This window comes from Viridibacterium curvum, from assembly GCF_039544165.1.
Classification (GTDB): Bacteria; Pseudomonadota; Gammaproteobacteria; order Burkholderiales; family Rhodocyclaceae; genus Viridibacterium; species Viridibacterium curvum.
Genome location: NZ_BAABLD010000015.1, coordinates 118,584 through 143,832 on the forward strand (window position 1 = coordinate 118,584; position 25,249 = coordinate 143,832).

The following is a 25,249-nucleotide window of genomic DNA, read 5'->3' on the forward strand; positions in this document are numbered from 1 at the left end:
GCCGCCTCAGCCTCTCACTCACGAATCTGCAAATGGGACAACTGACCGACCTCCTGAATCTGGCCCACGACCGTGCGGCCCAGCTCAAGCTTCCCTATGAAGGCGCCCTCACCCCGGCCGAGGCGCACGCCGTGCTGCAGCTCGCCCCGGGCTCGCGCATCGTTGACGTCCGCACCCGCGCCGAACTGGACTGGGTAGGCCGCATTCCCGGCGCCATTGAAATCGAATGGAACAGCTGGCCCGGCAGCCAACCCAACCAGCACTTCCTCGCCCAGCTCAAGCAACAGGCCGACCCGGAAGCCCTGCTCATGTTCATCTGCCGCAGTGGCGCGCGCTCCCACGCCGCCGCCAGCGCCGCTGCCGCCGCAGGCCACACCGCCAGCTACAACGTGCTCGAAGGCTTCGAAGGCGACAAGGACGTCAACGGCCATCGCGGCAAGATCGGCGGCTGGCGTCATGCAGGTCTCCCCTGGGCGCAATCGTAGGCGGCGCACAGCTGGCCGGTGCGCAGTGCGCACCCTACAATTCTCCCCACGCATCACTCATCACCGCTTCGACCATGCAAACCGCCGTCATCAACTTCGACCACTTCAACGCCCTCAAGGACGAGGAGGCTCACGAGCGCATCCGCGCAGCCAAAGCCAAACTCGGCAAACGCGTCGTACTGCTCGTGCATCACTACCAGCGCGCCGACGTCTACCAGCATCGCGACCTGACCGGCGACTCGCTCAAGCTCTCGCGCCTGGCGGGTGAAACGGACGCCGAGTTCATCGTCTTCTGCGGCGTGCACTTCATGGCCGAAGTGGCAGACATCCTCAGCAAGCCCGAGCAGATCGCCATCCTTCCCGACCTCGCTGCCGGCTGTTCAATGGCCGACATGGCCAACCTCGCCAAGGTCGAGCGCAGCTGGCGCGAACTGACTGAAGTCCTCGGCAACCCCGACGAACTCATCACGCCAGTCACCTACATCAACTCCGCCGCCGACCTCAAGGCCTTCTGCGGCGAACACGGCGGCATCGTCTGCACCTCGAGCAACGCACCGAAGATTCTCGAATGGAGCTTCGCGCAGCGCGAAAAGATCCTCTTCTTCCCCGACCAGCACCTCGGCCGCTGGAGTGGCCACAAGATGGGCATCCCGCTGGAGGACATGATCGTCTGGGACCCGGATCAACCCTGCGGCGGCCACACGCCCGAAGCCATCCGCCGCGCCAAAATGCTGCTGTGGAAGGGACATTGCTCCGTGCACCAGATGTTCCAGCCCGCCCACATCATCAAGTGGCGCAACCAGCACCCCGATGGCTTCGTCATCTCGCACCCCGAATCCGCGTTCGAAGTCTGCAAGCAATCCGACTACGTCGGCTCCACCGAATACATCCTCAAGACTGTCAAGGAAGCCGCGCCGAACACGAAATGGCTGGTCGGCACCGAGCTCAACCTCGTCAGCCGCCTCGCCGATGAGGTCAAGCACGAAGGCAAGATCGTCGAGTTCATGTCCCCCATGGTCTGCATGTGCTCCACCATGCAACGCATCGACCCGCAGCACCTCGCCTGGACGCTTGAAAACCTCGTCGAAGGCAAGGTCGTCAACCAGATCACAGTGCCCGCACACGAAGTCCCCATGGCCCGCCTCTCGCTCGAACGCATGCTGGCCGTCTCCTGATTTCCAGTACCGCCTCGCCCGTTTTGTGTGCGGCTGAAGCCGCACCTACAACCCCTGCGTTTCAACGCACCACATGACGCGCCAGACATGACAAACAGCTACCCCGCCATCCAGTTCGGCCACGCCCGCGTCATCGACAGCTTCATCCCGGCGACCCTGCACAAACAGCTCACCCAATTCTTCAGCGAACCCATCTGGTTCTACGGCTGGAAGTCCAACAGCAAGAAAGAGCACATTCCCAACGGCCACTGGAACGTTTTCTTCGCTGGCCACATGCAGGGCGAAGGCGAAGACAACTGTGAAGCCGAACTGCTGGAGCAAGAGTTCTTCGCCCCCATCAACGCCCTCTGGCAACAACTCAAGGCTGGCCCTCTCGCCGGCCACGAACCCGTGCGCGTCTACGCCAACGCCCACACCTACGGCACCGACGGCTACGTCCACACCGACTCCGAGCAGCGCAACTACTACTCCACCGTCTGCTACCTGCACCCCGAGTGGAAAGCCGACTGGGCCGGCGAAACCGTCTTCTTCAATGCCGAGCGCAGCGACGTGATGCAAGCCGTCTTCCCACGCCCCGGCCGCATCGTCAGCTTCCACGGCGCCGTGCCACATGCTGCGCGCGCACCGTCGCGCGACTGCCCCGCGTTGCGCATCTGCCTCGTCTTCAAGACCCGCCTGCCAGCCTGAGCCATGGCGTGCACAGCCACCACCGGACGGCGAACCTCAACCCACCATCACGGTCGCGAAGGCTCCGGCAAATTGCAACGTGATGTTGTGCGGTTGAAACCGCACCTACCGGCGCATCGCCAACCCCGCAGGCGGGGCGAATGATGCACAAACGCTACGGCCCACCCGCGCAGCAGATGCCGCGCCATCCGCGCCTGGCACGCGCCATCGCCCTGCTCCAGGCCGTCGGCGCCGACAATCACCCCCACACACATGGCCGCAGCCTGCTCGGCCACCTCGTCGGCACCGCACAACTGCTCATCGCCTGGAACGCCCCCATCGCCACCGTGCTCGCCGGCCTCTGCCACAGCATCTACGGCACCAACGCCTTCCGGCCGGTCAGCCTGCCGCGCCACCAGCGCCAACGCCTGCGCAACGCCATCGGCCCGCGCGCTGAACACATCGTCTGGCTCTTCGCCAATCTTCGACGCCCCGCTACCCTGGAACGCGCCATGCGCAGCCATCGCACACTCGTGCGCCAGCGCAGCGGTCGCACGCGCCACTGCCGGCTCGATGACCTGCAACAGCTCTTCGTACTCGAGTGTGCCAACCTCGCAGATCAAGCTCCGCGCCGCCAACAGCTAAGCGAGCTGCGCGCGCTCGCAAAACGCGCAGCGCCGCAGTTGCGCAACATGCACGCCGGGCTGGACCGCTTCGTCCGCCAGGCAGCGCGCTAGACGCAAAGCGCTGGCAGCCGACCGCTCATCAAAACCAGGCGTTCTCGCTCATCAAGCGCAGCAGGTACTGGCCGTACCCACTCTTGCCAAGCGGCACGGCCAACGCAGCCAGCTGCGCATTGTCGATCCAGCCGTTGCGCCAGCAGATTTCCTCCGGGCAGCAAATCTTCAGGGCTTGTCGCTTCTCCAGCGTCTGGATGAACTGCCCCGCCTCGATCAGGCTGTCATGCGTACCCGTATCCAGCCAGGCATCGCCACGCCCCATCACGTTCACTTCCAGCTCGCCATTCTCGAGATAAACGCGATTCAGATCGGTAATTTCCAGCTCGCCACGCGCAGACGGTTTCAACCGGCGCGCAAAATCCACCACCTGATTGTCATAGAAATACAACCCCGTCACCGCGTAGCGGCTGCGCGGCGCAGCCGGCTTCTCTTCAATGCTGATGGCGTGGCCGTCGCGATCAAACTCGACGACACCATAACGCTCGGGGTCATTCACCGGATAGGCAAATACCGACGCCCCCTTCTCCCGAGCATCTGCAGCACGCAACCGCCTGCCCAAGCCCTGCCCATAGAAAATGTTGTCCCCCAGCACCAGCGCTGACGGATTGTCCGCCACGAAATCGGCGCCGATGATGAAGGCTTGTGCCAGCCCGTCCGGACTCGGCTGCACTGCATACGAGAAGCTCACACCCCACGCCTGCCCATCCCCCAGCAATTGCTGGAAGCGCGGCGTATCCTGCGGCGTCGAGATGATCAGGATGTCCCGGATGCCTGCCAGAAGCAGTGCACACAAGGGGTAATAGATCATCGGCTTGTCATACACCGGCACCAACTGCTTCGACACAGCCAGCGTAATCGGATGCAGCCGCGTGCCGGAGCCCCCGGCGAGAATGATGCCCTTGCGATTGGTCATGTGACTGTCCCGTCCGTATCAATACCGCTTCAGCCCAGCACTTCAGTCAGCATTCGCTCAACCCCGAGCCGCCAGTCAGGCAGGCTCAGACCGAATGCACCCTGCAACTTGCGTGTATCCATGCGCGAATTGGCTGGCCGCCGCGCTGCGGTCGGAAAGGCCGAAGTCGCCACCGGCTGCACAGCCTCCACGCCCGCCCTCAACGCCTTGCCCTGCCCCTGCGCAAACCCGATCACATGGCGCGCGTAATCAAACCACGTCGTCACGCCCCCCGCCACCAGGTGGTACGTGCCCAGCAAATCATCATGCCCCTGCACCGCACGGATCGCATGCGCCGTCACATCCGCCAGCAAATCAGCCCCCGTCGGCGCGCCGAACTGGTCGTTGATCACACTCAGGGCCTCACGCTCACTCGCCAGACGCAGCATCGTCTTCGCGAAGTTGCCGCCACGCGCCGCATAGACCCAGCTTGTGCGGAACAGCAGATGCCGGCAGCCACTCGCCACAATCCGCTGCTCACCCTCCAGCTTGGTCTGCCCATAAACGTTCAGCGGCCCCGTTGCATCATCCTCACACCAGGCGCGCTCCCCGCTGCCATCGAACACATAGTCCGTCGAGTAATGCACCAGCAGCGCACCGAGTCGCGCAGCCTCCTCCGCCAACATGCCAGGCGCCGTCGCATTCACAAGGCGGGCGCGCTCCGGCTCGCTCTCCGCCCTATCCACCGCCGTATGGGCCGCTGCATTCACGATCACATCCGGCTGCACCGTGCGCACCGTCTGCGCAAGCGCATCAGGCCGACTCAGGTCCCCACAAAAATCCACACTGGCGGCAGACAACGCCACCACCTCGCCAAGCGGCGCCAGCGCACGCTGCAACTCCCAGCCCACTTGGCCATTCCTGCCCAGCAGAAGAATACGGCGAGGACTCAGTACTGAGGGCTGAGGACTGAGAGCACCTCCGGTGCAGGACTGCGTGCCGAGGGCCGAGGACTGAGCATTCTGCATGGCTGTCAGTTTTGCGTTTCGAGTGAAATCCGCAGGCCACCGAGGATTCTGGCGAGTTCGTTGGCCTGGGCATGTAGTTGTTGCAATTGCGCTTCGGTGATGTAACCAGTATCGAATGCCATGTAGCGCTGACTACGGACTTCGGCGCATGGGGCCTTGGCGATGACGACGAATCGGTGAAAGACCGGCCTGCTTCCGCGCTCGAAACCTTCCGCCAGATTCGACATGATGGAAACAACCGCTCGCTGAAACTGATCGCGCAAACCAGAATCCTTCGCAAACCCGCCGTCACGCGTCAGCGCATATATCGCCTTCAGCCACTCACGCGCCTTCTGCCAGGCAATCAGATCCTCAAACCGCTGCACCTTCACACTCGGTCCTCAGCACTCATTGCCCAGTCCTGAGCTACGCGCGCTGCGCGTAGTTCTTGTCCAGCCACTCCCGGTACGCCCCGCTCTGCACATTGCGCACCCACTCCTGATTCGCCAGATACCACGCCACCGTCTTGCGGATGCCCGTCTCGAAGGTCTCCGCCGGGCGCCAGCCCAACTCGCGCTCGATCTTGCGTGCATCAATCGCGTAGCGACGATCATGCCCCGGTCGATCCGTCACGTAGGTAATCAGACGCGCATAACTCCCCTCCGCACTCGGCGCCAGCTCATCCAGCAAGCGGATCAAGGCGCGCACGATCTCGATGTTCGGCATCTCGTTCCAGCCGCCCACGTTGTACACCTCGCCCACCCGGCCCCGCTCCAGCACCGCACGGATCGCACTGCAATGGTCCGTCACGTACAGCCAGTCACGCACCTGCAAGCCATCGCCATAAATCGGCAGCGCCTTGCCCGCCAGCGCATTCGCGATCATCAGCGGAATCAGCTTCTCGGGGAAATGGAAAGGACCGTAATTGTTCGAACAATTGCTCGTCGTCACCGGCAGGCCATAAGTGTGATGCCAGGCCCGCACCAGATGATCGCTCGCCGCCTTGCTCGCCGAATACGGACTGTTCGGCGCATACGCATTCGTCTCGCTGAACGGCGCATCCGCCGGCCCCAGCGAGCCATACACCTCGTCCGTACTCACGTGATGAAAGCGGAAGCCCCCCTTCGCCCCCCCCTCAAGCCCGCTCCAGTACGCACGCGCCGCCTCAAGCAGCGTAAAGGTGCCCTCCACATTCGTCCGCATGAACTCGCCCGGCCCGTGAATGCTGCGATCCACGTGACTCTCCGCCGCAAAATGCACGATCGCGCGCGGCCGGTGTGTCGTCAGCAAAGTCTCGACCAGCCCCCGGTCACAGATATCGCCCTGCACGAACACATGCCGCGCATCCCCCTGCAGGCTCTGCAGATTGGCCAGATTGCCCGCGTAGGTCAGCTTGTCGAGATTGACGACAGGCTCATCGCAGCCACGCAACCAGTCGAGAACGAAGTTGCTGCCAATGAAGCCGGCGCCGCCGGTTACCAGAATCGTCATGAGGGTTCCGCCATGGATTTTCAGCGGATTGTAACAATCGGGGGTGCTAGGGCAGTCAAACAATAGGGCCTTAAAGCGGCCCCGATCCTTGCACCAACAGCCTCGAGCAGCGTCAGACCCGTCAGCGACCCACAACCTCCTTGGGGCGCAAAGCTATTACTCGCGCAACAACGCTTTTCCCCAAGCGAATGGATGGCAATTCAATCCATCGATACGCAACCTCTGCAACCACAAGCGAGGCGGCTACGGCAAGAATCAACAGCACTAACGAAGACCAAGGTCCCGATGGGGTAATTATCGCGACCAACAAAACGTACACAGGCCAATGCAGCAAGTACTGGGAATAACTGGCAGCCCCAATCCTTACCAACCATTCATTCGTCGGCCGCTCTCTCGCTACCGCCAAGACGAACACCAATGCAGCAAGCCAAAACGCCGACACCACAGAAACGCTGGAAAAAAGCCCCAGGCCCGCTGGAACAGAAAAAACAACTCCCGCAACAACAGGAACGGCAAGTAACTGCAGTCCGAAAGTGGTAGCAAACCAGATTCGGTCAGCATCGGTCTTATCTACTAGGCACAGACGAACCAGCGTTCCAGAAAATAAAAATGACAAATGAAATGGCAAAAACTTTACTGGCCAATGCGTGCCGAACAGCCCATTGATCACGACGGGGACAAGCACGGAAGCTTGCAGAGTCAAAATAATTGCGGCGGTCACTCGCACTCTCCCCAACCAACCCAGGGCATGCAAACCAGCGCACATGAGATAAAAAATCATCTCAACAAAAAGAGTCCAGTAAACCCCCGAAACAGGGGCCTCTGAAAAAAGTTGAGGCACCATGCTCACGCCCGCAACCATCTGGGCTAAAGAAAACCTCTCGCCCTCAAAACAGCTACCAACTATCAGGACCGCAACCAAGCTAACCCAGTACGGGGGATACAAGCGAAAGACTCGACCAATCCCGAAAGCGAACAAAGAGGACTTACGACCAAACAGAGAAAACGGGATAACAAAGCCGCTAATGAAGAAGAACAACGCAACGCCAAACAACCCGAGGTCGAAATAATTCAGAAAAACTTGGCGGAACTGCACTGCAAGCCACGGAGCATCTGACTGGCGCCCCAAGTGTCCGCCGAAATGAACCAACAGCACGGACAATGCCGCTACAGCTCGCAGAGCATCGAGATGCCTGAAACGCGCATGACTTTGTGCTCTTACCCCGATCTCACTATCGACCTCGACACTCACGAAGCTGTTGCCTCCAGATAGACCTGTCGCGTCGCTGTCGCAATCTGGTGCCAGTCATAGCGCCCCACCACCCACTCACGCCTCGCCTGTCTTGTTGCACTTTCCGGTTCCGGCATGCCCGTTGCAAGCAACGATAGGCGGGCGGCCAGCGTGGCCACGTCTCCCAACGGGAAATAGCTCTCCTCTGGCAGCCCCACCTCCAAATTGGCCGGAATATCACTGGCAATCACCGGCAAGCCGAACGACAACGCCTCCAGCAGCGCGATCGGCAAGCCCTCGTGCGACGAAGGCAGCACGAATCCGCCGGCGTGGGCATACAACTCGCGCAAAGCCAGCCCCGACTGGAAGCCCGTCGCAACGACAGCGGGCGAGCGCTGTACGGCCTGCTCCACCGCGCGCGAATAGTCGTCGGGGTGATCCGAGCCGCCCACCAGCGCCAGCTTCCAGCCCGGCAGCGCCGCTTGCGCAAAGGCATTGATAAGGTCGAGATGACGCTTCTCGGGCACCAGTCGGCTCACCAGCAGCACGTACTTGCCGGGCTCCAGCCCGAAATGCGTCAGCGCGCCAGTGCTGTCGGGCAGTTCCGGCAAGGTCACGCCGTTGGGAATCAGCGCGCTATCCAGCCCGTACTTGTTCTTCACGAGGTCGCGGATGGTGCGCGAGATGACGATGCGCGCATTCGCCCAGCGCATGCCGCAAGCCTCGCCCATACGCAGGATGCTGCGCGCCAGCCTGCCCCACTTCTGCCGGTCGTAGTCCGGGCCGTGATGCGTCACGACCACGCGCAGGCCCAGCAAACGCGCCAGCGGCGTCATCAGGGCCGGGCCGATGGCCTGGATGTGCAGCACATCCGGGCGCAGAACCAGCCCGGCGTAGAGCACACCCAGAAACGTATGCACGATGGCTTCGGCGCCCTTGCTGCGCGGCGTCCACAAGGCGCGGAATTTCACACCCTTCCAGCCGCCGAGATACCCGGGCTTCTGGTAGCCGGCGCGCGCAATCACCGTGACGTCGCAGCCCAGCTCGACCAGCAGGGGGCACAGGTGCGCACAATGTGTCTCCACCCCGCCCTGCACTTCGGGAAAACCGCGCAGGCCGAGCATGGCAATCTTCATTGGCTTTCCAGCGGTTGTCACACCACCTCCCCATACCGTCGTTCCCGCGCAAGCGGGAATCCAGTGTCGTTACCCCAGGTTGCAAAGTCGCTGGATTCCCGCCTGCGCGGGAATGACGCCGTCTCTCGATTCGACGAACCTGCGCGTCGCTACCTACCCCAGCGCACAGCGTGGCCAGCCACTGCCCCGCTCAGGTGTTCTCGAATTCCTTGAGCGGGTAACGCTCGTCCGGGGTGTGGCGTTCCTTGTCGAGCTTCACCTTGGGGCGGTTGTCGAGGAAGGAAATGCGCTCCACACGCGGAGTCGGCTTGACGCTGCTGTAGTCGATGTAGTCATCGAAATTGATCTTGCCGCCCATGCTCACCTTGAGCTTGTTCTTGAGCACCCACATCATCGGGCCAATCTTCGGCGCCTGGGGAATGATCGTCGAGCGCATGGCCGTACGCGCCGTGGTCACCATCCAGCAGTTCTGCTTGCAGGCATCGACCTTGCCCAACGTGTCGCACGTGCTCTTGCTGCCGATGATCTCTTCCCACGACTGCTTTGCGAGATTGCCCATCGGCAGATCGGACCGCACATTGCAGGCCCACACGTCAGACCACGGGTCAATGAACGCAAAGTCACGACCTGCCGTGCAGGGAATCAGACGGTCATGACCGAGGATCTTCTCGATCAGGCCGAGGTTCAGATAGGCCCGGAACCAGTTCTTCACCTTGCCGCTTTTAAGCATCTCGGTGACGATGCCTTCTACATCACGCGCCACTTTCAAGCGGTCGTAGAAGTAGTTGTCGTTCTTGTAGAACTGCCAGGCATTGTGCAGGGTCGATGTCGCGAGCTCGAATCCCTGTCGCTTTGCAAACTCGTAGGTGCGCGTCAGCTGGTCAACGTTCTCGTCCTGGATGACGAATGCAAAGCCGAGGTCGGTGCCGCCTGCCTCCTGCAGCATGCGCAGGCCCGCCACCTTGGTCTGGAAGCCACCCTCTTCACCGCGGATGCGGTCACTCGTGATCTCGTCACCTTCAAGGCTGAAGCGCACCTTCACGTTCGGGTACTTCTTGATGATGGGCAGGATCTTTTCGGGATGCAGACCGTTGGAGCTGATCTCGGTGATTCGTGCCTTCGGGTAGACCACGTCGATGATCTCGGCCAGATCCCGTCGCAAAGTCGGCTCTCCACCCGAGACGTTCAGGTTGTCAAAGCCCCCCGGCAGCTTGGCCAGGGTTTCAATCGACACCTCCTGGCGCGGATCGGTCGGGTTTTTCCAGATGTAGCACATCTGGCAACGCGAATTGCAGCGGAAGGTCGAAATTACGGTCAGATCCATTTTGCATCTCTCCTGTTTTGCATCGTCGCCGCTTCGTTCAGAGCAGCGATTTATACGTGTCCAGCAAGGCACTGTTGTGACGTGCCAATGAGTAGTTCTGCTCAAGACGTTCCCGCCCGGCTCGGCCCATCGCGGCGCGCAGGTCCGCATCCGCCATCAGGGCGCTCAGGCAAGCCTGCAACTCGGCAACATTGCCGCACTCGAACAGACGCCCGGTCACACCTTCCTGTACCAGCTCCGGTATCCCGCCCATGCGGCTACCGATCACGGGCTTGCCGCAAGCCATGGCCTCCAGCACCGACATCGGACAGTTCTCGTGCCACTCGGACGGCACGACGATTGCCGACGCACCCGCAATCAGCTGCCGCAGCGGTTCGCCGCTCTGGTAGCCCAGCAGCTGCAGCCCGGGGAATCTGCTGCGTAGCGTTTCATCCAGCGGGCCCGTGCCTGCCACCTTGACCGGCACCCCGCTGGCGGCCTGCGCCTGCCCAAGCGTCAGCAAGCCTTTCTCGGCGGACAGGCGGCCAAGATACAGCACGTAGCCTTCGTCGGCGCCCCCCGCAGAAAAGCGCAGCGGATCGATGCCGTTGTAATTCAACACCACTTTTTCTGCCGGAAAACGCCATTGCGTCACGGACCGCTGCATGAAGGCGCTCGGCGCGATGACGCGATCCAGAACGTCATAGCTACCCATCCACTGCTGCAACTTCGCTTCGGCGAATAGCAGCGCGCTGCGGCCCAGCGAGCCATCCGAGCAACGATGGCGAACGACATTGAAGAAGTCTCCCCCGATGCAATCCGAGCAGGCCTTGCCATCCCGCACGCGCACATAGGTCGGGCAAACCACCTTGTAGTCGTGCAGTGTCAGCACGGTCTTCACGCCCAGACGATGCGCGGCCTTGATGATGGACGGCGTGAGCTGGTGATAGATGTTGTGGCAATGCAGGATGTCCGGGCGCACGGTCTCGATCAGGGTCGTGATCTTGCGCACCGCTTCGGGCGAATGCAGCAGGGAGACCGCCGACTTCAGCTTCTGCAGCTTGCCCCCACCGCCCTTGTAGTTCGCCGCACCGACAAAGTACGCAGCCTGTTCAGACGCCTGGTTGCGCGCGTCGTGCATCGAAAAATCGAACACCTCGACACCCTGCGACTGCAGGAATTCGCGCTCCTGGAAAAACACCGTCTCCGAACCGCCGTTCAGGAAGAAGAACTTGTTGGCAAAAAGAATCTTCATGAGAGTTCCTGAGGCCGCATCAGTGGAAGGTCAGCATGTCGCCCAGCGCACGACGCGTCGACACCGCCACGTTGAACGACTCGGGCAAGGTACCCACGGCCATGAACATGATGACCTGTTCGCCAACCGGCAAAGGCATCGCAGTGCGCAAGGCCTTGTCGGCCTGGCGTTCCTTTGACCAGGCCAGGCAGCAGGTGCCAAAGCCCATTGAGTGAAAAGCCAGGCACAGCGACATGGAGAACATGCCGCCATCGATCCAGGCTTGATAACGCTCCCCCGCCTCAACGAAACAGGCGAGATCGCAAGTCACTACCAGCAGCGCCCCGGCACGTTCACCAAAACCGCGACTGCCACCCTGTATGGCCATGAGCTGCTGCATCTGGTCCGAGGGCTGGAAGGCATGCACGCGCCAGGCCTGCCGATTGCAGACCGACGGAGTCTTCTGCGCAATGGCGACCGCAGCCGCGACATCGGCTGGCGTCACCGCGCCACCCGCAAACTGACGCACGCTGTGGCGTGACGCAAAGAAGTCTGCAAACCCCTCTACGCGCCTGGCCTCCAGCTCGCTGCGGCGCACCGGCAAGGCGCCACCGCTCGCGCATTCCGCCATGGCCTGTGCCTGCTCGGCACTACCCGCCAGCTCGGCCAGACGCGCACGCAATGCTGTCATGTCCAGCCCGGCGGCTTCGTTGAACGCCACGTACTCGTACAGCACGCGCAGCGCGACCGTGGCCGGCGCCACCCAGCCATGCAGGGCCACGAACCGCCCCATCGCCCGCAGCAGACGTTCGACGACCTCCTTGCCGAAGCCGGGGCGCGGCTCGGCATAGCTGAGCCCCTTTTCGATCTGGTGATAGGCCAGCACCACCTGCGCGGCGTGTTCTCCCGCCAGCCCGCGGCTCTTGTTGATCCCCGAATACAGGAGGAAGCGCCGGAAGTCATACGCGTAGTTCGGCAGCAGCTTGAGCACGAAATGCACGTCGCGGATGAGTCGATGTGTCAGCGGTGGCGTCAGGCGCCAGACCAGTTTCTTCAGGGACATGCCAACGCCCCTTCTCTCTGTGCAGCACCCTCTGCCGCCAATGCCGCTTCGCAAGCCTGCAGGGCCTCGCGCAGATAAGCCTCGGACGCCGCACGCAACGGCGCCATGGCGCGTGCCACAGCCTCGTAGTCCACCGACACGGCAAGCAGGCGCTCGATGTCTTCTGCGTTCTCGCCAATGCGCGCAGCCAGCCCGAGCTGACGCAGCAGGAATTCCAGTTTGTTCGAGTTGCTGCCCAGATTGCTTTGCCGACGCAACATTGACACGAACTGCTTGCGGAACTTGATCGCAAAGATGCTGCCGTGAAAAGTGTCAGTCACGACATAGCGCGCATCGCGGAACGCGGCCAGCACTTCAAAGGGCGACAGGGCCAGGTTCTCGTCACACCAGGGCTGGAAGGCCCCGATGGAAACCAGGCGCAGCCCTTCGCGGCGCGCCATGGCCTTGACCGTTGCCACCTGGGCCGGATCACTGAAGCGCCCCTCATAGGCATACACAAGCAGGTAGCCGGGCCGCAGCACCGGCGGCGGCACCTCGCCCTCGAAGTCGTAGATCAGCGTCGGGTCCAGCACCAGCGCCGGAGTTCGCTGCGCATAGCGCTCGACCAGTTTGAAGGTGTTCTCGTCGCGCACGGCGATGCGGAAGAACTTTGCCAGCCCGCTGCCGATCTCGTCCTGCATGCCATCGTCAGTCACGTCCTCCACCGAGGCATAGCCGGCCGAAGCGGCATAAGACATGACCTTGCGGGCCGCCACGTTATGGCCGAACAGCTCAGGCACGTAACCGAAGGACTGGTTCTGTGTGTAGTTGAAGACCTCGTCGCTGCCGATCACCAGCAGATCGCAGCGCGTGTCATGAACCGGCTGCGCCGACACGCCCAGGACCGGCCACACGCGCTCCGCAAAACACCTGCGCAGATTGCGCCGGAAACGCAGCTTGGCCAGATGGCCCGCGGGGTTGAGCAGGATCGCGGGCAGCTTGCCAAGACGTTGCCAGCGGTTATCGAGCCTGACTTTCTGCCCGAGGTGACGAGGCGTACCCCAGCGGAAATCCACGAAGCTGACACGATGCCCCTGCATTTCGATGACACGCCGCAGCGCATGAGCCTGCATGAAGGAGCCGTAGTTCAGCACCCGTTGCATGGACATGATCTTCACCTCCATGCCCCCTGCCGGCACGACCCCCCTTTTCACCCGCTCCTGCTGCTCGCTGCCGTGCATGAAGTCCTGCACCAGCTCACGCAAAGCGCGCCCCTTCAGCACCCACCCCAATCCCATGTAGGCACTCGTGGACAAGGCAATACTCGCCAGCCAGTGCAGGCCAAGCTGGTGCACCAGGAACCCTGCCCCGGCACACACGGCAATCAGCATTCCCCCCGAAGTCAGCCCGCGCCAATCCGTCTCGTAGCGATAGCCTTCGGCCGCCAGGCGACGCCGCACCCAGGCATTGGCAGCGAACAAGGCCAGCGCATTGCACAGCGGCATGGCCTTGGCCCCCATCAGGGGCACCAGCGCCATGCCCGGCAAGATCGACGCCGACAGAAACAGGTTTGAAGGAATCAGCAGCGCATAGCGTTCCACGGTCTGTGCCAGCACCTCGAGAATCAGTCGGTTCGTCTCCAGCGTCAGCACGATCATCAGTGCCAGCAAGGTCCAGCGCGCCTCGACCCCGTACTTGCCAGCCGACACAGCCTCCAGCAACTCCCGCCCCGCCGTACCCAGCGCCACGAAGATGAAGCCCTGCAACAACAGGTTGGCCTGCACGATGCGATCGCACAGGCGCGCCACCTGTGCGAAATCACCGCTTGCTGCATAGCGCGCCACCACCACCGGCCGGATCAGGCCCACCAGCAGCTGCGCCGGCAGATAGCGCTTGATGTATTCGTAGAGCGATTGCGCAAAGCCGAAGCTCGCCATCGGCTTCACGTCGAGCAGGTGCGAGCCCACCAAACGGTTGGTATTGCCACCAAAAGGCAGGCCAGCCAGATGCTGGGCGTAACCCGAAGCACAGAAACGCAGCACGCTGCGCAGATGCCTGCGCACCCAACCCGCATCATCAGCCAGCACTGCGGGCTGCTCCTCGGTGTGTTCGAACACCACCTTGAGCGTGCCCACCAGCAACACCATCATGGCCAGGAAGTCACTGAGCGCCTCAAGCCGGATGACATCCAGCAGTCCCACCTGCTCACCCTGCAACAGCCAGACCATGCCCACCAGTCGCACGAGCGCCGACAGCGAGAATGCCAGTTGTACGATGCTCTGATGCAGCGTCGACTCCAGCACCTGCGACAAGGCATGCGCCGTCACCCGGAACAAGACCACCAGCAGGTACACCTCGAACGCCAGCACGGCGTTGTCCAGCCCGATCAGGGGTGCCGACCACCCCGACAACCACCAGGCCAGCAGCACGGCAGCGGCCAGAATCACCGTACGCAGGAACAGGCCACCGAGCACTACCTCGCGCAGCGCGATGCGGTAGTTCTTGACGTACAGCTCGGGCACATAGCGCAACAGACCGTGGCTGATACCCAGCCCTGCCAGTGCGGTGAACACTTCGACCAAGGCCACCAGCACCGAGTAGTCGGCGAAGTCGGCCACCGACAGGGCGCGCACGACCAGCACCATGGCAAAGAAGCCGGCCCCTGCCGACACCAGTTTGCCCAGACCGAAATGCAGCAACCCACGCCGCAAGCGCGCACTGCCGTAGCGACTGCTCACCTGCTCACTCCCAGAATCTCCTGATACTTGCGCAGCACGATCTCCGCCAGGATCGGATAAGTGCGATTCGCCGCCACCCAGGCCGGCCCGCGTGCCCCCATGGCCTCGGCCTCGGCGGGGTTGGCCAGCATCCAGCGCATGGCCTCTGCAAAGGCCCCGGCATCCCACTCCACGCACAGGCCAGCGCCGCTCTCTGCGATGACGGAGCTCTGATCGGGGTGCGAGTTGCAAACGACGGGACGCCCCAGCGCCATGTACTCAAAGAGCTTGGTCGGGGACCCCGCCAGCAACACGCGGGACGGATGGATCGGCGACACGCAAACAGCTGCCGAGGCCGCGTAAGCCCATGCCTCTTCGATCGGCAGGAAGCCCGTAAAGGTCACGGCGTCAGCCACCCCCAACCGGTCCGCCAACGCCTCCAGTGCGACCCGTTCGTGCGGATAGTCCCCTTCGCCCACCACCACCAGGCGCGCAGCAGGCATGTCAGCGCGCAGACGGGCAAAGGCTTCGATCAGCATTTCGAGTCGCCGGACTGCACCCAGCGTGCCCACGTAGACGATGCGCCCTGCAACGATTTTCACAGAGGCCTTGCTGGCCCATCCAAGCAAGCGCTCAGGTACGCCCATGGGAACCGCAGTCATGCGCGCCATCGGGACACCATAAGCCGCAATGTCGCGGGCCATCTGCTCGGTCTGCACAAACGAATGCGTCGCACGCGGGATGATGAAGCGGTACAACAAGGCCTGCTCCAGTCGCCCTTTCAGGTACTGCAAGCGGCCTTTGATGCCTCCCCGCGACAGCCCGACTTCGATGTGGTGCTCGGGGAACGGATAGGAACACCAATACACGAACGGCTTGCCCATCAACCGGGTCAGCACCGCCGCCAGACTGGACGCAAAGAACTTGTCGCGACACTGCACGATCTGGATCTGGCTGCAGCGGAAGTTGCGCCACACCAGCAGCATGTCGAATGCAATGAACAGCAATCGGTTCAGCAGGGTACGCGCAGGCCACCCGGCCCCTAAGCGCGGCGGCAAGCGCACGGGCTGACCGCAGTATTCGTGGCGCGTACCTTCGCTGGCGTCACTGCCGGCCATCAACCATTTTGTTGCCACGCCACGCGCAGCCAGCGCTTCGCCGAACAGCTCGCGCAGATCGACGCGATAGGCGGGATAGACATCGGTCGTCGAATAGAAGATGCGCATGTCGCCCGTCACTTTTCAACCGCCGCCCGCAGATCGAGCCGCAGGGTGTAGACCGCCTGCGGCGGCAGGGTGATTGCCGCCACGCCCTCTTTGTCGAACGACAGCTGCACGCTGCTAGCGAGCGGTCGCAGTCGATCAGGACTCGCGTAGTTGTTGGCCTCCAGTTGGGTATCGCTAAGCGCTACGACTGAAGCCTTGATCGATTGGCCACGCAACGCGGGAATACGCACCGATGTTGTGGCGCTGGACTTGCTCCGATTGACCGCCCAGAGCGCGTAGCGCTGTCGCGCTTCGTCGGTCATTGCAACTGCATGTGTGTCATAACCCCCGTCATACCCGCTCTGGCTGCGCGAATGAGTTTGCGTTGGCAGCACAACAGGAAGCATGCTTTCACGCAGTATCCGCGTCGCAAGAAACACAGCGCCAGGCCACAACCTCGCCTTGTCCGCCGATTGATGGAACATAGGCCAGGGACCATCTGTGGCGTGCAGCGTATGTATGTACGCCCCCTGAACCTCGGGAATCTGCGAGGCAGATATCAGCATATCGGCCGTACTCACTGCAGCTTGCAAACTAGCAGTGCCTTTCCAGGCGGCTTTGTTAATTCCCCCGCCGCTCCACATTCCTTGCGGCACTTGAGCGTGCTCAGTGATCCAGAACCTCACCGACTCATCTTGAGTGCGGACACTTTTCGCATCGGCGATCGCAGCACACAATCCAAGTAGTTTTTGAGGGAGCGGCGGCTGTGCACCATTGCCGTCGTAGTAAATATGGATCGCATACTCATCAACAAGCCCCTTCAAGCGCGCTGCAGTGTCCCGATTGTATTGGGCACTTGTAAACCCTTCTTTGCTCATCGCGGGATACTCTTGCTGCGAGATCACAAATGTGGATTTCGCATCCACGGCCCGAATCGCTAACGCCACATCACGCGCGACCTGCGTCAGCTTCTCGGGCCTCCAGCGCACGGTATGCCGGTCTAATTCGTTCCCAAGCTCCCACCGGAACACAGACGGCTTGCCTGCGGTCCGGCGCGCAGCCAGCTTAGCTGCCAATGCACTGGCCTCCGAAGCCATAACCGAGCTCGGCTGCTCGCCCTGCTCACGCCCATACAGATTGGCTATGTACCAGGCAGTACCACCTACCTCTGCAACGAAGTCCAAATATTCGTCCGGACCAAAATCAAACGCGATGGGCGGCGTCCACCCTGCGCGCGCACTCTTTTTCCGGTCACCTCTCGGCTGTTCTGCTTCTCGCCAATTCACGTGATTTGCTGCACCATCGCCTCCCCCGGGGTATCGATATACGGCACCCGGAAAAGCTTTGAGCGCGTCCACCAGTTCTGCTCTGGCGCGCGCACGTGCTGAATCCCACAGACTAAGCTGGAACTCGATCCACTCGACGTTGAAACCAAAAAAACTCGGCTGCAGATTGCGTGCGGCCTTGCTGCTATCGACGTCTATCAAATAGCCGTCTGACTTACGGACAAAGACGTTTTCCGGGCACGCAGGGTGCGAAAAACCCTTATCAAACAAACCGGCGTGCGCCATCGCTGTAAAGGTGCCAATCGCAAAGCACGTCAATGCGCGAAGTGATTTGTGCATCGCGCTTCCCTTACCTGCCACGACGCGAATCCTCAAGATTGCTCATGCACAGAATGTAGGATGCCACTGTGACGAACATCGCCTGCATTCCCAAGTCAATAACGAAGTAGTTGATCAGGAATAGCGAGAAAACAAAGACTGGAATCGCGGCTTTAGCCGTTAACACAAGCGGCCAGTGTGCTGTCCCAAGCTGCGAATCCACAAGCGCAGATGCGGATCGATATAGAGTCCACATCATCCCTGCGACTGCCAGCACACCAAGAACACCTACCTCCCACAGCAGGGCCGACAAGCTCGTCAAACCAATGTTGTATCCGCGATAACGCTTGGCCGCGATTGAAACATCGCCACTGACGGCAGATCCGCTATTCGTAGCTCCTGGGCCATGCCCAATCAGTACTTTGTCGAAACTGCCTTTAATCACATTTTCTTCAAACCAATGTCTGTAGACGGTTGTGCGATTAAGCAAGGAGCGCCCGTAGCCCCGCTCCCCGAAATTGGTCAGAACACTATCCTTGAGAAAGCTATCTAACCGGCCAGCCTGCTTCCCCCCGCCGGCACCTGGCAACATTGAGTACCCAGCGAGCAGACCGCCAACAAGAGCGATAGCGACGATGCTGCCGCCAATGAACTGCAACGGGTTCTTCAACAGTTTGTCCCGATACACAGTGAAGAGCGCCATGGGCAGCAAAACAACAATGGCCTTCGCTTCATTGAACAGCATGGGCAAAAGAATGAATGCTGAGAACAACAGCACCTGATTCCGACTCAACCTCTCGCTACGCTTCAACGCAAACGCGAGCGCCAGGGTAATGCTGGCCAGAACCGCACTATCCATGCTGAGACCACCACCGTGCAGGTTGCCACCGAACGTGCCAGACACGATATCGACTGGCACCACGCCCTGCGCAGCGTCCAGATCATTGGTGCGTTTGGGCACGAGCACGAAATACTGGTGCAGGGCAAAGGGCCACTGGATGAGCGCGAGCCCGAGCAGGAAATAAAGGAAGCGCCCTGCTTCGGCGGCGGTGTAGCCCATGAAGACAATGGCAAGCAGCAAACCCCATAGCTGGAAATAGCTCTTCAGCCCCACAGCCGCGACAGCAATGCTGCCGCTCTGCAGCATGTTGGCGAGGAAGGCGATGACGAACAGGGCTGCGGCCCAGAAGAAGAAACGGCGCGAATCTTCAGACAGTTTGACGCGACCCGCCCACAGCGAACTGATCAGCACGACAGCGCCGATGGCGACACCCAGCAGGGAAACCAGCCAGCGTACGGCCTGCCACTTGGGCACATACAACTGCAGGAGGCCGGCCACTACCAGAGCACCAAGCAGGGCCAGCCAGACCGCAGCGCGTGGCCGGGCCAGGATGGCAAGGCCCGCGAAAGGCGCCAGCACGATGATGACGGGCGGGTACCAACCGACACCAATGAGCCAACCGAGGATGAGGCACAACGGCGCGACAAGAGCAAAGATTCGCAGACCGGGGTTGATGCGGATCACGCTGCCACCCCGCGATCAAAGGCCGGTGAGAAGCTGGCGGTCGCGCGGGCTGAGCGCGGCGACGAGGTCCTTGATGAAGGCGGCCTGCAAGGCAAAGGCGGCCTGGCTGTCTCTGTCGATGCTGGATACGCGAAACAACAGGCCATCGGGAATCTGGCCTTGCAGGCTGTAGTGCATTTCGACGAGCTTTTTGTCGATGCCGCCGACGCTGGCGCGCTCGCCGATGATGGTCCAGTAGGTGACGGGCTCGAAACGCTGGCTCTGCAAATTTGTTTCGAGCTTGCGCACGGGAATGCGGCCTGCAGGGAGGAGCAGTTCGCTTTTAGTGTTGCTGTCGACCTGGAAGCCTTGTGCGGGGTAGCACACCTCGGGGTAGTGCAGCAGCATGCCGTCGCGTTGGTCTTCGCCATAGGCGATGGTGAGCATGACGCGCTCGCCACGGCTGTTGATGTAGGCGCGTGCGAGCAGTTGGCTGTAGAGGCGGTCGAGGGTTTCCTGCTGCTGCGGGTTCACGATGCCGCCGAAGCTGCGGGTATCCAGTTGCCAGCCGGCGAACTGCTTGGGAATGGCTTTCTCGACATCGACCTTGCCGCGCAGGTCGACGAGCTTGTGACGGGGTGTCATGGCCCATGCCCCTGCTGCGGCGACGAGCATGATGAGTAGCGCAATGGCGGCGCGACGCAATTCGTTACGGAGGGGTTGCATCAGCTGGGCTTCAGACACCGGCAGCCTCCCTGGGTGCGCTCAGCCTGAGCAATGAGTCGGCGCCGATGATGAGCAACAGGGCGCTGATGAACAGGACCATGCCCGCAAAGCCATGCACGAAGCCCTGCCCTGCTTCGTCTCCGAAGTAGTAGGTAATGAGGGTGAGGGCGATGACGCGGATGACGTTGGCGGCGAATGAGATGGGGATGATAAGGATGGCCAGTGCAATGTTGCGTATGGCCGAGCTGTGGCGCACGAGGTTGAGATAGAGCAGCCCCATGGCTTCGAGAGTGAAGAGGGTTTGCAGACCGGCGCAGGCGTCGGCAACCAGCAGCTGGTACTGGCCGACTTGCAGGATGACGCCGGTACGGGCCACGGGGTAGTCGGCAAGGAAAAGGATTTGCTCGACCACGATGGAGACGGCGAGCTTCATGGGCTGCGTGAGGGCATCAACGATGGTGCCGGGCAGCGGGATCATGAAGAGCATGAAGAAGAGCGCGAACCAGGCGGCCTTGAGGGAGTGAATGCCGCGCAGTAGCAGCAGCAGGCCGGCAATCATCCAGATGAGGGAGCCAACTTCGAACAGCAGGATGCCTTGCGAACGACCGAGGACGTAAAAGGCGGCCGCGAGGCAGATGATGGGCCAGGCGATGGCCGGCATCGGACGGGCTTTCTCGGGCGTGAAGATGTCAGACCATTTGAGCCACAGCAGCCCGATGGATACGAGCAGCACGATGGGGCCGTGAGCCTGGGCTTCGGTGCCCCAGATGGTTTGCAGCAGGCCGACCACACTGGGTACATAGAGCGCACACAGACCAGCCAGGACCACCAGCCAGGGCAGATAGCGCTGGCGGAGTTCGGGGGCGGGCAGGATGTTGAGGTTCATGACGGGCAGGATCGGCTGCAGCGACGATGCGTCGTCTGCGTCGGCGTGGATCAGTTCTCGTTGAGTGTGCTGCCGACGATGGTGACGCCTGCGCTGGCGAGGGACTCAGCCGTACTGCGCAGGTGCTCCAGGACGCTGACGTTCTGGCGTGCGAGCAACAGGGCACCACCGGCGCGACTGGCCAATGTCTGCGCATCGGCGGAATGGCGGGCGTCCGGCGTATCGATGATGATGACGTCGTAGCTGGCGGAGAAGGCGTCCAGCGCTTGTCCGAAGGCCGGGCGGGCCAGCAGCTCGGACGGGTTGGGGGGCAGCGCCCCGGCAGGCAACACGGAGAGGCCGAGCAGCGGGGTGATGCGCCTGACGACTTCGGTGCCCGCACGGCCCGACAGCATGGCGGACAGGCCGACCCGGTTATCCAGCTTGAAGAGTTCGTGCTGGCGGGGGTTGCGCATGTCGGCGTCGATGAGGAGCGTGCGCTCGCCAAGTTGAGAGAAGACGACCGCGAGGTTGGCAGCCAGCCAGCTGCGCCCTTCGCCACGTGCGGGACTGACGATGGCGAGCGTCTTGTGTTTGGTGTCGGCGTCGAACCAGCGCAGCATGAGCTGGGTGCGCAAGGCGCGCAGGGCTTCGACGACCGGAGCGCCCGGTGAGTAGGCGGCGACGACTTCGGCGGAAACGGATTTGTCGCCCAGCGGCAGGTAGGTGTAGTCGAACTGGCGCGCGAGCGCGAAATCGATGTCGTCCTGCTTGATGACGCCCAGTTGCAGGGCCGCATCACCAAAACGCAGGCCACTTTCGCGTGCGACCTTGAGGACGCGCTCGGCATGTTCGGGGCTGAGACGACCGGCGTCGATGAGGATGGTGCCGATGGAGCGGTCGCGATCAGGCACGGGCTTGCCGGGTGCATTCATGTTTTGGGCCTCTGTCGCAAGCGGGTTCATGCTCGTGCCTTGCGGGAAAACAGTTGTGACCACCAGCCGGCAGCCGCCTGAGGTACCTGCTTGCCGAGCGCTCCGAGCATGGGCACGCCCAGCAGGTCCTTGAGGTCTTGCGCGCTACGCACACGCTTGTCGCTGAATTCGAGCAGCAACGCTGCGCCGACGCCGAGCGTGGCGCCAATGACGAGCGACAGGACCACGTTCAGGAACACGCGCGGACTGGAGGGGTCGATGGGCTCGAACGCCGAGTTGAGCACGGCAACGTTGTTCTGCTGCACCTGACTTTCGAGGCTGGTCTGGGTCAGGCGCTGGTTGATGGCTTCGAGGCTGCGCTGGGCGGTCTGTACGTCGTTTTGCAGCACGGTGAGCGTGTCACGCTGGTTCTTGAGTTCGAGCAGCTTTTTCTTCTGGGCTTCCATCGACGCGGTGATTTCGCTTTCGCGCTGGATGTTGACCTGGTTGCCGGTGCCGACGGAGTTCACGATGCGGGCGGTTTCCTGCGCAATGCGCTCGCGCATCTGGCTGATGTCGCCTTCGTTGCGCTGGTAGTCGGGGTGATTGCGGCCAAGGCGGCGGACGATGTCTTCGCGCTGCGATTCGGCGCGGGCGAGTTCTGCCTTGAGGCTGCTGATGAGGGGGTTCTGCAGTACTTCAGGCAGAGCGTCCTTGTTGACGGCCTGCCGCTGGCGCGACTGACTTTCTACACGCTGGGCCTGCACGGCGACGAGTTGGGAGGAGAGTTCGTTCAGGCGTGAGTTCTCGACGTCCATGCGTTCGTCGATAGCGGTGATTCCGTGTTCACGCTGGTAGTCGGAGAGTTTCTTCTGCGCCTCTTCAAGCTCGGCACGCACGGCCTTGCTGCGCTCGGTGAAGAAGCTGGCGTATTGGCGAGCGGGCTCGACGCGGAGTTCGACACTGGTGTCGAGATAGGCCTGGGCGAAGGCGTTGGCAAACAAGGCCGCGTATTTGGGATCAGGCCATTTGTAGTTGATGTCGAGGACGTTGCTTTCGCGTGCGGGCTTGACGTCGAGCTTGGCGAGCACTTCGTCGATCAGCCACTTCTGGTAGCTGCCGCGGCCTTCGGTCTGACGTTCCCACTTTTCGCGGAACTGGGGCACTTCGTCGAGTTTGAGCAGCTTGATGACGCGCGTTGCGACGCGATCACTGCTGATGATGTCGACCTGCGTCGCCATGAACGAGGGCAACAGCATGACTTGCATGGGCTGGCCGCTGATGGGGTCTACGCCCTTGGCATCGATGACGATGGAGGCCGACGCGGAGTACTGGCGCGGCATGAGCGCCGTGATGACCATCGCGACAGCGAACAGGGTGACGGTCACTGCGATGACGACCCATTTGCGCGCGCGCAGGATCAGCAGGAACTGGGCAAGATTCATGACTGCAACCTCAGAAGATGGCTTCGCGAACGTAGATCACGTCGTCCGGCTGCAGGATGTCGTCCATCTTCGGCTGGATGATCTGCTGCTTGCCGCTGGCGTCGCGGCGATGGACCTGCAGGCCGCGCAGTGTGCCGCGCTGGGTCATGCCACCGCCGGTGGCGAGGGCTTGCATGACGGTCATGTTGCGCTCGACACGGAACGAGCCGGGGCGCTGCACTTCGCCATAGATGTAGAACATGGGGGCACGCGGAACGAAGATCGCGTCTCCACTCTGCAGCACGATGTCGCTGCTGCCGTCGCCCGTGGTGAATAGACTGGTGATGTCGATTTCCTGGCGGAAATAACGGCCTTCGCGCGTACCCGTGAGTACGACGGTGTCGGAGCCGGTCTGGGCAACACCGCCTGCTGTGGCGAGCATGTCGGAGAAGCGCATGTTGGCTGTCTCCAGCGGATAGCGCCCGGGGCGGTTGACCTGCCCCAGCACCGCGACCTGGCTGCCACGCGCCTGGAGGAGCAGCACGGTGACCTGGGGCTTGAGGATGAAGCCGCCGTCCTTGAGAAGCTGGGCGATTTTCTGCTCGGCGCCCTGCGAGGTGAGGCCGCCAACCTTGAAAGTGCCTACCAGCGGCAAGGTGATGTTGCCGCCTTCGGAGACGCGCGCCTCGGTAGTGAGGTCCTGATTCTGGAAGACGTTGATGCGGATAACATCACCCGCGCCCAACAGGTATTCACGCGGGGCTTGTTGGGCTTGGGCAGCGAGGGACAGGCAGCACAGTGCGAGCAATGCCAGGAGCTTCTTGAGGGATTGCATGGTTCGCTTTCGTGATGAAACAGGGCGCGTTACTTGGTGCCCACACTGGCGTCGGCAGGAGCCGAGGCATCAGGCAGGGCAACTGGAGCGCTTTGCAGGCTGTCGGCCATGTGGGCGAAGTCGCCCTTGAATTCGATCTTGGCGGCCGAGCGCAGCAGCTTCATTTCTTTCTGCACGAGTTCGCTGCGACGCGAGGTTGTCAGGAAGCGTTCGATGATGGGCTTGGACTGTTCGAGCGTGACGGGCTCGGTGCGGCTCTGTATGAGGTGCACGAGTTCGGCGCCAGCGGGGCCGGTGGCAATGATGACCTGCCCGTCTTTCATCTGTGAGAGTCGCGGCAGGCTTTGCATCGGCATCTGCTCGGCAGTCTTGGTGCCGCCATCGCCGACCATGCGCAGGTTTTCACCTTTGGCCCATTGGGCGATGTCTTCGAGGCTGCGGCCCTTGGCGTGCATGTCCTGAATGACTGCAACCTTGTCGGCCGGGGCCTGGATGCCGAGCACGCGGTAGGTGTAGATACGGCGTGCAGAGAACAGTTCGGGGTGGGCGGCGAAGTAGTCGGCGATTTCCTTGTCGGTCGGCTTCACTGCTGCGGAGGCAACGCTTTCGAGATAGGCGCGGGAGAGGATCTCGCGCTTGGCGGCTTCGATCTGTTGTACGACCTCGGGGTTGCGGTCCAGTTTGCGATCAACAGCCTTCTGGACAGTGAGATCCTGGTCAACGAGGCGGGTAAGGATTTGCTCGGAGGCAGACTTGGCTTGCTCGGGCTTGACGTTGCTGCGCTGGAGAATGAAATTGATCTGGTGAACGGAGATCTCGCTGCCATTGACGCGTGCGGCAACCTGTGTGGCGGCAGCCTTCTCGCCCTTGGAACAGGCACCAAGACTCATGAGCAGGAGTGCGGTTACGGGAGCCACGAAGGCAGCGCGCAGAACGGTTTTCATCAAGACCTCATTGTTATTCGGCTTGCGGGGCTGCCGCAGGGAGCCGGAATGCTGACAGCGAATTATTACAAGTCGCCACGAACCGGGCGCCCGGCAGGCCCTTGCCCAT

General features: G+C 61.9%; 23 protein-coding genes. 4 read left to right on the forward strand and 19 right to left on the reverse strand.

All coding sequences use genetic code 11. The features are described from left to right. Window positions 1-32: 32 nt before the first annotated feature. From ABEA02_RS15895 to ABEA02_RS15910, 4 genes are all read left to right on the forward strand, one after another. Complete coding sequence (locus tag ABEA02_RS15895) at window positions 33-485, forward strand: rhodanese-like domain-containing protein (RefSeq protein WP_345534078.1); 453 nt, start codon at window positions 33-35, stop codon at window positions 483-485. A gap of 74 nt (window positions 486-559) precedes the next feature. Beyond that, window positions 560-1,660: a quinolinate synthase NadA gene (nadA, locus tag ABEA02_RS15900; RefSeq protein ID WP_345534079.1), complete on the forward strand. Its 1,101-nt coding sequence runs from the start codon at window positions 560-562 to the stop codon at window positions 1,658-1,660. A gap of 87 nt (window positions 1,661-1,747) precedes the next feature. Then, the gene (locus ABEA02_RS15905; RefSeq protein ID WP_345534080.1) at window positions 1,748-2,347 is read left to right on the forward strand and encodes a 2OG-Fe(II) oxygenase; all 600 of its coding nucleotides are present in this window, start codon (window positions 1,748-1,750) and stop codon (window positions 2,345-2,347) included. A gap of 140 nt (window positions 2,348-2,487) precedes the next feature. After that, window positions 2,488-3,063 carry a DUF6817 domain-containing protein gene (locus ABEA02_RS15910; protein ID WP_345534081.1) on the forward strand — a complete coding sequence of 192 codons (576 nt, stop codon included), beginning with the start codon at window positions 2,488-2,490 and terminating at the stop codon, window positions 3,061-3,063. 28 nt (window positions 3,064-3,091) lie between these two features. On the opposite strand, the gene rfbA is transcribed toward ABEA02_RS15910, so the two are convergent. The 19 genes from rfbA to ABEA02_RS16005 form a co-directional block, all read right to left on the reverse strand. Further along, a complete protein-coding gene (gene rfbA, locus ABEA02_RS15915; protein WP_345534082.1) occupies window positions 3,092-3,979 on the reverse strand; it encodes a glucose-1-phosphate thymidylyltransferase RfbA in 888 nt (295 codons plus the stop codon). Between the two features lie 29 nt (window positions 3,980-4,008). Beyond that, complete coding sequence (gene rfbD, locus ABEA02_RS15920; RefSeq protein ID WP_345534083.1) at window positions 4,009-4,986, reverse strand: dTDP-4-dehydrorhamnose reductase; 978 nt, start codon at window positions 4,984-4,986, stop codon at window positions 4,009-4,011. Between the two features lie 5 nt (window positions 4,987-4,991). Continuing rightward, on the reverse strand, window positions 4,992-5,357 hold the full coding sequence (locus tag ABEA02_RS15925) for a four helix bundle protein (RefSeq protein WP_345534084.1): 366 nt from the start codon (window positions 5,355-5,357) through the stop codon (window positions 4,992-4,994). A gap of 34 nt (window positions 5,358-5,391) precedes the next feature. After that, window positions 5,392-6,456, reverse strand: coding sequence for a dTDP-glucose 4,6-dehydratase (gene rfbB, locus ABEA02_RS15930; RefSeq protein ID WP_345534085.1), 1,065 nt, complete (start codon window positions 6,454-6,456; stop codon window positions 5,392-5,394). Window positions 6,457-6,577: 121 nt separating this feature from the next. After that, window positions 6,578-7,708: an acyltransferase family protein gene (locus ABEA02_RS15935; RefSeq protein WP_345534086.1), complete on the reverse strand. Its 1,131-nt coding sequence runs from the start codon at window positions 7,706-7,708 to the stop codon at window positions 6,578-6,580. Beyond that, window positions 7,705-8,823: a glycosyltransferase family 4 protein gene (locus ABEA02_RS15940; protein ID WP_345534087.1), complete on the reverse strand. Its 1,119-nt coding sequence runs from the start codon at window positions 8,821-8,823 to the stop codon at window positions 7,705-7,707. Before ABEA02_RS15940 ends, ABEA02_RS15935 begins: the two co-directional genes overlap by 4 nt. Window positions 8,824-9,013: 190 nt before the next feature. Further along, complete coding sequence (locus tag ABEA02_RS15945) at window positions 9,014-10,147, reverse strand: radical SAM protein (RefSeq protein ID WP_345534088.1); 1,134 nt, start codon at window positions 10,145-10,147, stop codon at window positions 9,014-9,016. Window positions 10,148-10,184: 37 nt separating this feature from the next. Then, window positions 10,185-11,381: a glycosyltransferase family 4 protein gene (locus ABEA02_RS15950; protein ID WP_345534089.1), complete on the reverse strand. Its 1,197-nt coding sequence runs from the start codon at window positions 11,379-11,381 to the stop codon at window positions 10,185-10,187. A gap of 19 nt (window positions 11,382-11,400) precedes the next feature. After that, the gene (locus ABEA02_RS15955) at window positions 11,401-12,423 is read right to left on the reverse strand and encodes a nitroreductase family protein (protein ID WP_345534090.1); all 1,023 of its coding nucleotides are present in this window, start codon (window positions 12,421-12,423) and stop codon (window positions 11,401-11,403) included. Next, entirely contained in the window at window positions 12,414-15,140 is a 2,727-nt protein-coding gene (locus ABEA02_RS15960; RefSeq protein WP_345534091.1) for a polysaccharide pyruvyl transferase family protein, read from the reverse strand. The genes ABEA02_RS15955 and ABEA02_RS15960 overlap by 10 nt, the downstream gene beginning before the upstream one ends. Next, complete coding sequence (locus ABEA02_RS15965; RefSeq protein ID WP_345534092.1) at window positions 15,137-16,345, reverse strand: glycosyltransferase; 1,209 nt, start codon at window positions 16,343-16,345, stop codon at window positions 15,137-15,139. Before ABEA02_RS15965 ends, ABEA02_RS15960 begins: the two co-directional genes overlap by 4 nt. An 8-nt stretch (window positions 16,346-16,353) precedes the next feature. Then, entirely contained in the window at window positions 16,354-17,949 is a 1,596-nt protein-coding gene (locus tag ABEA02_RS15970) for a hypothetical protein (RefSeq protein WP_345534093.1), read from the reverse strand. Between the two features lie 10 nt (window positions 17,950-17,959). Continuing rightward, complete coding sequence (locus tag ABEA02_RS15975; protein WP_345534094.1) at window positions 17,960-19,453, reverse strand: hypothetical protein; 1,494 nt, start codon at window positions 19,451-19,453, stop codon at window positions 17,960-17,962. 15 nt (window positions 19,454-19,468) lie between these two features. Further along, on the reverse strand, window positions 19,469-20,158 hold the full coding sequence (epsI, locus tag ABEA02_RS15980) for an exosortase-associated protein EpsI, B-type (RefSeq protein WP_345534095.1): 690 nt from the start codon (window positions 20,156-20,158) through the stop codon (window positions 19,469-19,471). Between the two features lie 10 nt (window positions 20,159-20,168). Continuing rightward, window positions 20,169-21,044, reverse strand: coding sequence for an exosortase B (xrtB, locus tag ABEA02_RS15985; RefSeq protein ID WP_345534096.1), 876 nt, complete (start codon window positions 21,042-21,044; stop codon window positions 20,169-20,171). A gap of 50 nt (window positions 21,045-21,094) precedes the next feature. Further along, entirely contained in the window at window positions 21,095-21,958 is an 864-nt protein-coding gene (gene epsG, locus ABEA02_RS15990; protein WP_345534097.1) for a chain length determinant protein tyrosine kinase EpsG, read from the reverse strand. Window positions 21,959-21,984: 26 nt separating this feature from the next. Next, on the reverse strand, window positions 21,985-23,382 hold the full coding sequence (epsF, locus tag ABEA02_RS15995) for a chain length determinant protein EpsF (RefSeq protein WP_345534098.1): 1,398 nt from the start codon (window positions 23,380-23,382) through the stop codon (window positions 21,985-21,987). A gap of 10 nt (window positions 23,383-23,392) precedes the next feature. Further along, complete coding sequence (gene epsE / locus ABEA02_RS16000) at window positions 23,393-24,196, reverse strand: polysaccharide export protein EpsE (protein WP_345534099.1); 804 nt, start codon at window positions 24,194-24,196, stop codon at window positions 23,393-23,395. A 29-nt stretch (window positions 24,197-24,225) separates the two neighbouring features. Beyond that, window positions 24,226-25,140, reverse strand: a complete 915-nt coding sequence (locus ABEA02_RS16005) for an EpsD family peptidyl-prolyl cis-trans isomerase (protein WP_345534100.1) — start codon at window positions 25,138-25,140, stop codon at window positions 24,226-24,228. Window positions 25,141-25,249 lie beyond the last annotated feature (109 nt).

Coding starts and splice junctions, on each gene's coding strand:
- ABEA02_RS15895 (WP_345534078.1), top strand. CDS start 33: ATGGGACAACTGACCGACCTCCTGAATCTGGCCCACGACCGTGCGGCC.
- nadA (WP_345534079.1), top strand. CDS start 560: ATGCAAACCGCCGTCATCAACTTCGACCACTTCAACGCCCTCAAGGAC.
- ABEA02_RS15905 (WP_345534080.1), top strand. CDS start 1,748: ATGACAAACAGCTACCCCGCCATCCAGTTCGGCCACGCCCGCGTCATC.
- ABEA02_RS15910 (WP_345534081.1), top strand. CDS start 2,488: ATGATGCACAAACGCTACGGCCCACCCGCGCAGCAGATGCCGCGCCAT.
- rfbA (WP_345534082.1), bottom strand. CDS start 3,979: ATGACCAATCGCAAGGGCATCATTCTCGCCGGGGGCTCCGGCACGCGG.
- rfbD (WP_345534083.1), bottom strand. CDS start 4,986: ATGCAGAATGCTCAGTCCTCGGCCCTCGGCACGCAGTCCTGCACCGGA.
- rfbB (WP_345534085.1), bottom strand. CDS start 6,456: ATGACGATTCTGGTAACCGGCGGCGCCGGCTTCATTGGCAGCAACTTC.
- ABEA02_RS15940 (WP_345534087.1), bottom strand. CDS start 8,823: ATGAAGATTGCCATGCTCGGCCTGCGCGGTTTTCCCGAAGTGCAGGGC.
- ABEA02_RS15945 (WP_345534088.1), bottom strand. CDS start 10,147: ATGGATCTGACCGTAATTTCGACCTTCCGCTGCAATTCGCGTTGCCAG.
- ABEA02_RS15950 (WP_345534089.1), bottom strand. CDS start 11,381: ATGAAGATTCTTTTTGCCAACAAGTTCTTCTTCCTGAACGGCGGTTCG.
- ABEA02_RS15955 (WP_345534090.1), bottom strand. CDS start 12,423: ATGTCCCTGAAGAAACTGGTCTGGCGCCTGACGCCACCGCTGACACAT.
- ABEA02_RS15965 (WP_345534092.1), bottom strand. CDS start 16,345: ATGCGCATCTTCTATTCGACGACCGATGTCTATCCCGCCTATCGCGTC.
- ABEA02_RS15970 (WP_345534093.1), bottom strand. CDS start 17,949: ATGCACAAATCACTTCGCGCATTGACGTGCTTTGCGATTGGCACCTTT.
- epsI (WP_345534095.1), bottom strand. CDS start 20,158: ATGCAACCCCTCCGTAACGAATTGCGTCGCGCCGCCATTGCGCTACTC.
- xrtB (WP_345534096.1), bottom strand. CDS start 21,044: ATGAACCTCAACATCCTGCCCGCCCCCGAACTCCGCCAGCGCTATCTG.
- epsG (WP_345534097.1), bottom strand. CDS start 21,958: ATGAATGCACCCGGCAAGCCCGTGCCTGATCGCGACCGCTCCATCGGC.
- epsF (WP_345534098.1), bottom strand. CDS start 23,382: ATGAATCTTGCCCAGTTCCTGCTGATCCTGCGCGCGCGCAAATGGGTC.
- epsE (WP_345534099.1), bottom strand. CDS start 24,196: ATGCAATCCCTCAAGAAGCTCCTGGCATTGCTCGCACTGTGCTGCCTG.
- ABEA02_RS16005 (WP_345534100.1), bottom strand. CDS start 25,140: ATGAAAACCGTTCTGCGCGCTGCCTTCGTGGCTCCCGTAACCGCACTC.